The 12,018-nt window shown below is 40.2% G+C and carries 8 protein-coding genes and 1 pseudogene; 4 read left to right on the forward strand and 5 right to left on the reverse strand.

Annotation, left to right across the window (positions count from 1 at the left end):
- Positions 1–77 precede the first annotated feature (77 nt).
- The 3 genes from N7974_RS16010 to N7974_RS16020 form a co-directional block, all read right to left on the reverse strand.
- A complete protein-coding gene (locus N7974_RS16010; RefSeq protein ID WP_262966590.1) occupies positions 78–1,523 on the reverse strand; it encodes a polysaccharide deacetylase family protein in 1,446 nt (481 codons plus the stop codon).
- 1 nt (position 1,524) lies between these two features.
- A complete protein-coding gene (locus tag N7974_RS16015) occupies positions 1,525–2,982 on the reverse strand; it encodes an O-antigen ligase family protein (RefSeq protein WP_262966591.1) in 1,458 nt (485 codons plus the stop codon).
- A gap of 93 nt (positions 2,983–3,075) precedes the next feature.
- The gene (locus N7974_RS16020; protein WP_262966592.1) at positions 3,076–4,026 is read right to left on the reverse strand and encodes a glycosyltransferase; all 951 of its coding nucleotides are present in this window, start codon (positions 4,024–4,026) and stop codon (positions 3,076–3,078) included.
- 589 nt (positions 4,027–4,615) lie between these two features.
- Between N7974_RS16020 and N7974_RS16025 the strand changes: the two genes are divergently transcribed.
- The 4 genes from N7974_RS16025 (at position 4,616) to N7974_RS16040 (ending at position 10,200) form a co-directional block, all read left to right on the forward strand.
- Positions 4,616–5,578, forward strand: coding sequence for a glycosyltransferase family 2 protein (locus N7974_RS16025; RefSeq protein ID WP_262966593.1), 963 nt, complete (start codon positions 4,616–4,618; stop codon positions 5,576–5,578).
- 70 nt (positions 5,579–5,648) lie between these two features.
- Positions 5,649–6,647, forward strand: a complete 999-nt coding sequence (locus tag N7974_RS16030) for a glycosyltransferase family 2 protein (RefSeq protein WP_262966594.1) — start codon at positions 5,649–5,651, stop codon at positions 6,645–6,647.
- Positions 6,648–7,414: 767 nt separating this feature from the next.
- Positions 7,415–8,353 carry a hypothetical protein gene (locus N7974_RS16035; protein WP_262966595.1) on the forward strand — a complete coding sequence of 313 codons (939 nt, stop codon included), beginning with the start codon at positions 7,415–7,417 and terminating at the stop codon, positions 8,351–8,353.
- Positions 8,354–8,376: 23 nt separating this feature from the next.
- Entirely contained in the window at positions 8,377–10,200 is a 1,824-nt protein-coding gene (locus N7974_RS16040) for an asparagine synthase-related protein (protein ID WP_262966596.1), read from the forward strand.
- 257 nt (positions 10,201–10,457) lie between these two features.
- Here the strand turns inward: N7974_RS16040 and N7974_RS16045 are convergent, their stop codons facing one another.
- Together N7974_RS16045 and N7974_RS20910 are read right to left on the reverse strand one after the other, a co-directional pair.
- Positions 10,458–11,642 (reverse strand): glycoside hydrolase family protein, encoded by a 1,185-nt coding sequence (locus tag N7974_RS16045; RefSeq protein WP_262966597.1) that lies wholly within the window; start codon positions 11,640–11,642, stop codon positions 10,458–10,460.
- A gap of 267 nt (positions 11,643–11,909) precedes the next feature.
- Positions 11,910–12,018: pseudogene (locus N7974_RS20910) on the reverse strand (IS5 family transposase); the annotation flags it as partial.

Consider the following 12,018-nt stretch of genomic DNA (forward strand, 5'->3'; position numbering starts at 1 on the left):
CGAACATAGAGATTAAATGTCGTCTTTATGCATGCACGAATGCTCCTGCAGAGCCAACGACACGTCTTGGCTAAAAGCTAAAAGCTAAAATAGTTTTCTGCGTGATGACGCCAGAAAGCATTGATAGACCTTCCATCCGTTGCCAGACCGCCCGTTTCACGCGTGTAATTGATCATTTCCCAGAACAAGCGGTCATAACCAGGGTCGCGCGCGCCCCCGAAGACGATGGGATGCCATACCGTGGATACGCATCCCCGTTTATCGCGTAAATCATCAAGTGTAGACTTTATGACCTCCCAAGCTTCTAAGCCCTTTAGATTCATATAGCTTCGCAATGTGACATCCATAAGAAATAAGTTAAGCTGGAGAACGTTATAGGGACGATCTTCTTTGAGACAATAAGGAAAATAAGGATAGGAGAATCCTGCGCGTGGACCTGTGCAGTCAGGAAAACCCATGGACATATCATATTGAATACCGGCTTGTTCTTGAGCAGTAAACAAGGCGTCATAGTTGAATGAAAGAAAGTGTTGGCGTGATCCAAGTGGCTTACCAAGGCGCCGGGTTAAAAGCGCCGCTTCTTCCACATACCAAGCGGGATTCTCGGTGGATCGGTAACTGCCATGCAAGCAGAGGTCGAAACCTGCATCAGGAATTAAGCGTAAATAATCACGGACACGGTCATCCTCAATTCGATAATTAACATCGTTTGGATGCCGATGAGCAACGGCTACTTGGAATGATGCACACACCCCCAGCTCTTTTTCTCGCTTTATGATCTCGGGTACGCAACCATACGGATCAAGTTTCTGTAGAAGTGCTAACGTCAACCCTTTTACCGCAAGCAAGGCATCAACCGGGTCTCGTTGACGGACGAGGTGGCGCAAAATGGTTTTTGCGCCCTGTTTGGCAATATCAATGAAGTTGGCTGGTATAAAATCAACATCATGTGATAGTACCAGTGCATGGCTGGCACCTTGTGGCCATTCAAGCGAGTTCCATTTTTCTATTTCCAGCCGATCGCAGAGGGCGTGCAGTTGTTTTATAAGCAGATCAAGATATTGATCGACGATGTCTTGTGGTATGTTCAAACGTGCAAAGATACTATTCGAGTAAATGCTCCGTGTTTGTTCTTTGTTCGATGCCACACGTTCAGACCAAGAACTCAAGAAGTAAAATGCGTTTGCTACTATGTCGAAAGGTATGTTCAACTGCGGGTCGAAATCAGACGTTTTTTCCGGAAACACGGTAGTCAGCCCGTAGGAATGGGTAATGGCCACAATATCAGCGTGACTGTCGAAAAGTTGCCAAGACTTTGGACAGTGAGCAATAGCCAAACATCGGTCAAGCGGCCATGATACGTCTTTGGCTGAGCCATATAGCAACCAAGAGCCACTTGAAGGGGGCTGGGCTGAATATATTACTGGTATTCCACGAGCCATGAAGAGCGTGTCAAATACATAACGGATCTTGGGTAGAAGTGCTTCATTGCAGTGCAATATAATAGGAAGAGGTTGACTCATTTCAAGTTACCCTCTTTGTTTTTGAACAGTTATACTGTAGCCGGGATTGCTCTCTAACGATTGAGCTGTTCTTTCTTTCGACCAAGGATATATCTTTTCTAGATTGGGCACGAGACATAGACAATCCCTGAGCCTGAATTTTGTTAGGCAAATACTCGTTCGGGGCATCCATAATTCCTAAGAACAGAATCATCCACATAGGATTAACCCCATAAAAAGTTGCTTCTGTCCAGTTATAGATGAGAACAATCAATACAAAGCAAAACCTGAGTAATGCAACCGGATAATCAATTAAGAAATAACGTCTTATTTTTGTTAACCCGGACAACACCCAGCTGACCAGAAAGAATACTCCTACAAGCCCCATATTTAAATACATTTCCAGGTATCCGTTATGAGCCTGCATCGTTACATTCCATTTGTTACCTATGAATTCCTGACGAGCACCGAGCCAGAAGCTTTCATAGCCAAAACCAATTATGGGATTATCGACCATCGCTAAAAGATCCGCCCACATAGGAACCCTGGTAGTTAAATCTGGACTTCGACCAAGCATAGTGATGATAGCCGCACTAATACCGAACAACAATTCTAAAAACCCTAATATGACAATACCTGAAAGGGTAAAATAAAAAGTCCTTGTGGGTTGACGAATCATCACAGACTGGCTGCCAATAAAAAAAATACAGACAGCAATACCCATACAGGCGGTAGATGTGGCACTCCTGGACATATAAAATAGCCAGGTAATCATAGGTAGAATTACAAGATATATAGAATAGTGTAATTGTTCCAACGCAATTCCGTTCTTTCGGTTGATGAGAAGGTTCCAGGTAAAATAAACGCCGGAAAGTAAGCAAGTTTGCCCTAGGATGTTCTTGCTGGTAGAAATGCCACTGAACATTGGATTACCCATGTGATACTCCCGCCCAAGATCTGGATAAAATTTGATGAAGAGTACTGATAAAGGAATAAGTAAAAAAGTAAGATATTTTAGGATGACTCCAAGCGCCTTATAAGGTCGTTTTTCAGTTAAAACCACCAGAACCATAATTATATTTCCAAAGGACTTTATTAATCTCTTTAAAGATATAAAAGGGTAATCGGACCAGAAAATACTGACTGCCGCAAAGAGGAAAAACAGCCATATCCAGATATTTTGAGTGAATAAGCTGCTCCAGTTTATCCTGCGTCGTCTTAATATAAGTACTCCAGCGACGATAAGAATAAAAAAGACTACCGCATCCGTGGGACTGCCCTCTATGGATTGTGCCAAACGGTTTGGCGCATCGGCTGCTCCGATATTTAGCCACTGAGAGGGGAATCGAGATTCACCAAAAAACATCCAAATAATAGGTATCCAGACTGCTTTAGATGAGCCCCGACTCGTCCGGAAGTCCACCCGAAAGAGATAGGCAATAATAAAAATAAATATCAAGGTGGCTAGCTGTGGCGGCATTTCTATACCTTTGGTTCGCTCGCTTTATAAAAGTTTTAATCGTCAAATCAATCCTCTGCTTCTTAAAACTGTCGGTTATGTTAATCAAGATATTTATATCGATTTAGCCTCTTTTTTCAGGATCTTGAGCTTGAACAATCTCACAACAATATTCTTCAATCGTTGCATTTGTTCGTGTCTGTGAAATTGCATTAATTCGGGTGATACCGACCTTTCTTCGCGACTGACCATTGCCCACAAGTATCCAAACAAAAGAAGCGCCCCACCCAAAAAATATGGCTTTTTTGACATTTGATACAGTGATCTGAATATCTGCCATAACGGATGACCACCAAGGAAATAATCTTTACGCCCTCGCTTAAACCATGCCATGAGCATACTACTGTTTCCTGTTCCCATTGCTCTATGGTGGGTAAATGTTTTTTCCGTGAATGTTCTTGTTCTCCAGCCTTTCATCCGGGCAGTAGTTACTGCGGTCCAATCTATACCACCACCTTTGAATGGTGTATAGCCACCGATTTCTTCAAAACAGCAGCGCCTAAAAATCTGGCACTGACCTGATACATGTTCGATATTGGTAAGCTGATAATTATAGGCAATGTTTGAATCTTCGACAAATGCCGTTCCAGCAACCCCAAGTTGCGGATTCTCTATAAATTTTCCAAGTAAATATTCAAAGTAGTCGGCCTCAAAGCATACATCGGCATCAAGGTTACCGATTATATTAAACTGAATATCTTTTACTCGTTCGTAACCTGCACGGAAAGAATAAACTTTTGCTGCAAACTGGCGATCACTATGTTCGGGCATGCGTATCAATTCCATCCAAGGATAGATTATGAGATATTGTTTTACGATATCATCAGTCTGGTCCGTCGATCCATCGCTCACGATAATCCATCGTTTCGGAAGTATAGTCTGTGAGATGACAGATCGAATCGTCATATCGATATACTCTTGTTCGTTTCTTGCAGGTGTAATTAATACATAATCCATTGGCTCTCGGCTGTTCATATGATGGCTGCCTTCAATCAATAATTTCAAGGGTATTTTTACAAATAGTATAGTGACTTTTACGAATTAAATTTGCACCTAACCCCTGAAAATCCTAAAAACCAAACTACAACACCTATTTTTTACCACTCCCTAATTTTAGGATTCAAGTACATATCCGACGTCAACTAACCCTGCCACATATATGATAAGTTACAGGCGTATAAAAAGAAAAGAAACAGGCCTTGAATACCAATATCAAAACCTTAATTGATCAAGCCAAATGTTGAATCAAGAAGAAGATAGGGCGCAATTATGCATAATTTCTTGCTTCATTTCCGCTGCCACTGTTCAAATTTCATTTATATACTACAATTAATTTAGCTACTCAATTAAGGCTGGATAATTTAAATTTACGCCGTTCGTGGAGAGTCTGTCGAACCATAAACGACCCTTCGACAGCTCTATCAAGAAACAGCTTTTTTCTTGGTAACGCCTTTATCCCGATAATGGGGCTTACTTTGCTAAGGGCTAACGGTTAAGCTTTGTTGTCTGTCTCGCCTAAAGGGATAACCATTACTTTGAACCAATAAATTACAAGTCAGACCAGAGAAATACAATGACACATGATTGTCCCCTAGTGACAGTTGTAATTCCGACCTACAATCGGGCACACTTCGTAACTAAAGCTATTGATAGCGTGTTAAGCCAAACATTTGCTGACTATGAAATCATTGTTGTGGACGATGGCTCTTCGGATGCGACGAAAGAAAAGCTTAAATGGTATGAGGAAAAAATCCGATATATCTATCAAGATAATTCAGGTGTCAGCGCGGCAAGAAATACTGGTATAAAATCTGCTCGTGGAGAATGGTTGGCATTTTTGGATTCAGATGACGAATGGAGGGTTGATTATCTTGGTAAGCAAATCAAGCGAGTGAGCGATTTTCCTAATATAACCATGCAGACGGCCAACTGCCATTTTATTGGATTAGACGGCAGAACACAGAGTTATTTTGAAATAAATGGATCTCTAGCTGAGTTTAACGGAAGAGATTATTTATTCTTGGAAAATCCCTTCTGTTTTATAGTCAAGCATGGTCCGTGGCAAGTTGGATCGACCATTATTCGTCGAAAGGCGATATCGGGAGCCGGATTATTCGATACAAGCTTAACCCTGTCTGAGGATTTCGATCTTATGGCGCGAGTTGCGCTGCAAGGTTCTTTTGGCATGATCAGAGAGGAACTTGTAAATATCTATCGGAGAAAAGAATCCACAGAGTGTTTGACTAATCAAGTCAAGGAAAATCCGATCCATGCAAGAGAGTCAGATGAGAAAATTTACGAAAAATTAAAAAAAATCGAAATATTAACGAATAAAGAACACAAAGTATTGAACGGACTTTTGAGCACAAACAGGCGCTCAATAGGTAACCTATTGTTAGAAAAAGGAAAAAATTCAAGTGCAAGAAATTCTTATAAATTGGCATTTTTCATTGATCCATCAATACTTTCTCTAGGAAAATATGTTCTCTCATTATTGCCTCAAGAAGTTAATCTATGCATAAGCACTTGGTATTTGCGTATAAAAAGCAAGAAATAATATTAAATCAAGGATCTTATCAATACTGTCTCTTTGATCCTAGCTATGATATTTCTAGAGGTGAAATACTATGCCAGAGTTAGTTTCTATATTAATACCTGCTTATAATGCCGAGAAATGGATAGCGGAAACGATAAGGTCAGCCCTTAAACAAACATGGATAAACAAGGAGATCATTATTGTTGATGATGGGTCTTCCGATGGCACGCTCCATATAGCGAAAACATTTGAATCCAAAGTAGTTAAAGTCACTACACAAAGGAATAAGGGTGCTAGTAGTGCACGAAATACTGCTCTTTCCCTGGCCCAAGGGAATTACATTCAATATTTGGATGCAGACGACCTTTTGGCGCCAGACAAAATTTCGCAGCAACTTAAAGATAGCGATAACGGGTTGGATTCTCTAATTTTACTAAGCTCGGCTTGGGGTAGATTCTTAACACGCCCCAAGCGCGCCCAATTTAAACCTGACTTTCTTTGGCAAGATTTAGAACCTGTGGACTGGATTTTGAGGAAATTCATCGACAATAAATTTATGGCCAACTCATCATGGCTCGTCAGTCGAAGGTTGATCGAGCTAGGGGAACCATGGGATGAACGACTATCACTGGATGACGACGGAGAGTATGCATGCCGAATAGTATCTAGATGTGAAAGGGTTAAATTTACGCCAGAGGCAAAATGCTATTATAGGGTTGGTAATCTAGGGAGTCAGAGTTCCGAGATTTCAAATAAGGCCTTGATTTCTCAATTATTATCGATAACTCTTTGTATAGAGTATCTTAAATCGCTGGAAGACAGTGATAGAACGCGGCTTGCAAGCTTGAAGTTTCTAAATGACAGCTTCTATCTTTTTTATCCAGACAACGCTGAGTTAGCTAATAGCGCTCGTGCACTTGCTCTTAGCTTGGGCGAAGAACTGGCACCACCGGTATTGAGTTTGCAGTCAAGGTTATTTGGAAAGATATTTGGCCCCAAGAGCGTTAGAAAAGCCAAACAGACATACAATCAATACAAAGTATTTGGAATAAAGACATTGGAGGAGCTGGTCGATAGTTTTAACAGATAGCAGTATCTTTGAACAATGGAATAAATCACCTCCATTAGTCTTTTGTTGCTGCTGGTGAATCTGGTGAGAGGACGTCGTGAGCCAAAGAGTCTCGGCCTCAAACGCTTTGTCGGCTCAAGACTCTGAGTAGTGGCCGATGTTATTATCGGCCATCGGCACAAAAGATCATAGTAAAGGTTTTTAGCCTTTAAGACATTTGGGAAGGTCATACTCTAAGTGTCAAGTATGCCCTACCCATAAAAGTCCGCTGGAGGACATAGAAACTAGAAACACTACCGAACCACCTGATTTTTATGGGAATTTTTTGGTTCTGATGACTCGCTAGCCTTTGTAGGTCAGAAGCGCAAGGTGCTACGCTACATCCTGTTAAAAAAACTGCCAATTATGACTTAACCAGGTATGAGTGGACGACCCCCAACGGGGGTAACGCTTGATCTAGCAGAAGTATAGAGCGAGTCCAAAGCGTAGAGACTAAATTAGTTAAGAAATTTTTTGCCCGGAGGTTATTTTGTATTGATGGCTGGGCAATGAATGAAGATATTGTAAATGAGTAAGAAAAAGAATTGGAGCGTTATGGGTAACTCAGTTTATGTAAATAAGGGTAATTGTCTCCAGGCGACTCATGCATGAATATTACCTTTTGAACGGGCGGGCAATAATAAACCTCCATTTTTTCTGGGGTGTGATTTAGCTTATCGCATCATACCGACTCAAAAGGATTTTCATAAAAAAAAACATACTTGATAATTTATGAGATAGAGAAACCAATGAATAATCATGAAATAAGTGTTAAGGGTAAAATATTGAAAGTCCCTTCTATATCCATACATGACTCAGTTGTCGTGGTAAAGGGAAAGCTGATAAAAAAAGCTGAAATATTTGACGAATATTGGTGTGAAAGTAATCATCTTCCAAACTATTTAACTGTTTTAGAAGAAATAAGTCAACGCTCTAATAAACCAGATATTTTCACTTTTACACAACGAATTCCGGACACAGAGATACGATATGAGTACCATGCTGAATGGGTAAACTATGCAGTGATAATCTTGAACTCTTACGACACTTGGATTAATAACCAAATATCCAATGCTGCAAAAAGAAATATAAAGGCGAGCGTGAAGAGAGGGGTAGAGGTACGAGTTTGTGAGTTTGATAATGACTACGTAAAAGGCATTATGTCTATATATAATGAGACCCCAATTAGACAAGGTCGAAAATTTTGGCATTACGAAAAGTGCTTTGATGCTGTTCAGGCAGAGAATGGAACTTATAAAAGTCGCAGCACTTATCTGGGTGCCTATTATGAGGGGGAGATGATAGGGTACCTAAAAATAGTATGGGATGAAAACTCCGCAGGTATTATGCAAATCCTATCAAAAATCAACTCTTATAATAAGAGACCAAATGACGCGCTTCTAGCTGAGGCTGTAAAGCAGTGTTGCACAAGAGGAATAAAATACCTTATATATGAAAATTTTGTTTACGGAAGAAAGGCAGAAAGTTCGCTAACAGACTTCAAGCGCGGTCATGGATTCACCAAGATGGATGTACCTCAATATTTTGTTCCCCTTACGTTAAAGGGTTTTGTAGCGTTAAGACTTGGTTTACATAAGAGTTTTAAGGAAATCGTTCCATTCTGGCTAACCTCCCGTCTGTTAAATATCAGGGCCAAGTGCTACGAACGTAGCCTACTGAAAACGTAAATCTTTCTACGGAGCTTTTCTAAATGACTGGAATATTTGGCTTAATTGATAAAAAAGGCGGGGCTGATAGCTGCGGAAATCCTTCGTTTCCTGTAACTCTAAAGTCGATGACTCAAGTATTACAATACGAATCTTGGTACACCAGCGCGACTTACAGTTTCACAAAGTTGGGTGTATACATAGGGTATATTGGACATTCTACAAATAAGCCTATTAAGGATCAACAAAAAGGATTATCTCTTTTTCTTTCTGATCGGGAATCTTTGGGTGTAGACGAAGCTGGCGATCAAGGTCTTCGTATACTCAATCACTATGAAAAAGTTGGATGTCAGTTTCCAGAAATAATTAGTGGCTTGAGTTCAGGCATTTTAATCGATGAGAAACGTAACACTTGTTTTCTTTTCAATGATCATTTTGGTATAGAGAGAATTTTTTTGTATGAAGATGATAATAGAGTGATATTTTCCTCAGAAGCAAAAGCGATATTAGCCGTTGTTCCAGAAACAAGAGACTTTGACCCAGTGGGGTTGGGTGAGTTTTTCGCCTGTGGATGCACACTCGGAGAAAATTCATTATTTCGACATATACAGGTTTTACTCCCCGGCACGGTGATCACATATAACAAAGGGATCCCGCCGAAGTCATCAAGATATATGCCTTGTTCAGTATTGGAAGGGTTGGATCCATTGCAGGAAGAAGGATGCTTTTTGGAAGAATTTTCTGAAAAGCTAAAAAAGCTTGTTAGGATGCGACTGCAAGTTCCCGAGCGAGCAGGTGTTTCGCTCACAGGTGGTCTTGATTCAAGGATGATTATGGCCAGCCTTAAACCTAATGACAGGATGACATGCTATACTTTCGGAAGTATGTACCGGGAAACCTATGACGTTAAGATTGCAAGAGAAGTTGCAGAGCATTGTGGACAGGCACATAAGGTTCTTGTTTTGGGCGATGATTTTCTTAATGAATTCCAAAAATTTTTAAAAAAATCAGTGTTTATTTCTGACGGATATTTGGGTTTTTCGGGAGCTGCTGAGCTTTATCTAAATGGCTTGGCAAGAAAACTAGCTCCTTTAAGGATAACGGGTAACTACGGGGGGGAGTTACTCAGAGGAGTTCGGGCGTTCAAAAGTTCGGTTCCTAAGGGGGCATTTCTAAGGCCCGAACTTCTTGGTATGGTAAATCGCGCAACTCAAATATTTTCTCAAATGTCTATGATGCATCCTACTTCCTTCACGCTTTTTTTTCAGGCGCCTTCTGGATACGGTAGGTATTCAATAGAACGATCTCAGGTTTCGCTTTTCACGCCTTTTCTGGAAAAGAGTTTGGTGGAACTGATTTACAGAATGCCTTTGAAATTTCGATCCAACATGGATCCGTCATTAGCGATAATAAAGACTTGCCGCGAAGCACTTATTTCTATATCAACGGATCGTGGTCTGCTCGGTAGAAATAACTTGATAACTAAATTAGCCATGCAATTTTTCCGTGAGGCAATGTTTAAGATGGAGTATTGGACAGATCAAGGTATGCCGGAGAGCATAAGATGGGTTTCTCGTTTTGATAAATGGCATTTATTTGAGTATTTTTTTCTAGGAAGACACAAATTTCAACACTTCGGAATTTGGAGTCAGAATCAATTATTAGATTTTATATGGACTATTTTGGAAACAGGTAGAAGTACAAGTTTAGATAAATATATTGATTTTAAGGTGGTAGAGAAGATGTTTGCTGAACACCGAAGTGGCAAAAAAAATTTTTCAAATGAAATTGACAAATTAGTGACTTTAATTTTGGCCGAGAGACAGTTCCTAATGGCTGATATAAGTGCAAAATCTGTTGAGGAATGAGATAGTTAGTGAGCCCCAAAATCCGGACAACCGATTATGGGAGGTTGGACAATTTTCGACGCTGCATTCACCCAAACCCTTGACATTTTTCCACGCTGTTTTACACCCATGCATAAGGGAACCGATCCCAAACCAATGAAGAAACTATCTACTGGAGAACCGCACGGTTCGAAGGGAGGAGGGCCTTGAAATGACTATTCTCGCCCCCCCCATACCTATGATTAATTAATATATGGTAGATAAATGTTAAAAATGGGTTAAAGAGAATTCTGCAAACACAAATAGAGATTGGTTAATGCCTTAAACATTGTCGCCTGCCCCCAATGTAACATCGGGATCTTTGATTTAATTAAAGGATATTCCCTATAGTAAAAATATCCTTGTTTATCTTGCATATTGTTTATTGTCCATAATGCAACTTTTTTGGCGAGTTCGATGCATTCCGGCATCTTATTTCCAAATTTTGACAATGTGTCGATGGCTTGGGCTGCACATTGGATATCAACGGGATAAGTACGATTATGATAGTATTTCGGGCGTCCGTTGGGTTCAAAAAAATTATCCATAAAATATCTCAACCCCCTTTCAATCATGGGATAAAATTCATTATCCCCTGTCGCATCAATATAATACTTTAAACTATCAAGATTATAACCGGTATGAAAATTATCTATCCAGTGGAATTGTGGATCTTCGGCATACCACCAGGATCCATCCGAATGTTGCTGGAGACAACTATACTCCATCGCAGAACGAGCAACGCTAAGGTACTCTGAATTTCCGTTATGTTTTGCAGTTCTAGCCAATATACTGGCACCCAGCATATTAGCGTTATGGATAGAAAGCTGACGATCTGCCAAGTAGCTTATGCAATCTCCTTTCGATGTTTTTTCGCGTGGAAGTTCAAGAATCCAGTTACAAGCGCTTTCTGCAATTCGAAGAAACCAATCATTATTAGTCGCTTCGTAAGCTTCAATGTAGGCGTGGCCAATTAAACTTGTCCATACAATGATTGGATCATTACTCGTATATCGGCCTCCCCGGCTAACAAAGTCAAAATGATTACTCCAACTATGATGGGTGAATCGAGGTACTTTGTGTTGATCAAGCCATTCCAAGCAATTTTTTGCCTTGTTTAAATGATCAAGTTGGTGATCGATACGATACAAAGTAAGGTATCCCCAAGCCATATACCCTCGCCCCTTAGTTGAGTCTTGCGGTTGGACCCCCATTAGAGGCCGAATATTAAATGGGCACTGTCGAATCAATTGCTGAAGTATACGCTCTAGAAGCTCATTACCAAACGCCAATGGGCGAAACCAGGATGACAACCCGTCAAATGGCTCATAGCCCCTATAATTATGATCTTCTACCCAGTTTTGAAGCTTAAATAAACTTTCAGATAACTGTTCTGTCGTTAATGTTTTTGAATTTGTGTTCACGCTTGTCTCCCTTAGATACTATCAATATCGAGTATGTTTTATACATAATAATTTGTTATTTTTTAATGCCTCAAATTGTAGTATCAACAATGTGACTACGAGCATAAATCCACCTTATTGAGGTCAATATTTGACAGATAATCTTTTAGGGTGATTTCCGAAGAAGGTTTTACCCATTAAAAGCAGGACTTTCCTAATCAGGCAAGCGATTGGATTCATCTAATTGGTAAGTTCTTTCCCGGAGATCACCTAGGTTCTGTTGACGTTTCACCTCAGCCATAAAAGCACCGAGGAAAATGACAGCATCCCCATGTAATTAATAGCTTTTTTCTCATATCGTGTAGCAATTCTGCGATAGTGCTTGAGTTTACCAAAC

The sequence above is a fragment of the Methylobacter psychrophilus genome, assembly GCF_025583945.1.
GTDB lineage: Bacteria > Pseudomonadota > Gammaproteobacteria > Methylococcales > Methylomonadaceae > Methylobacter_C > Methylobacter_C psychrophilus.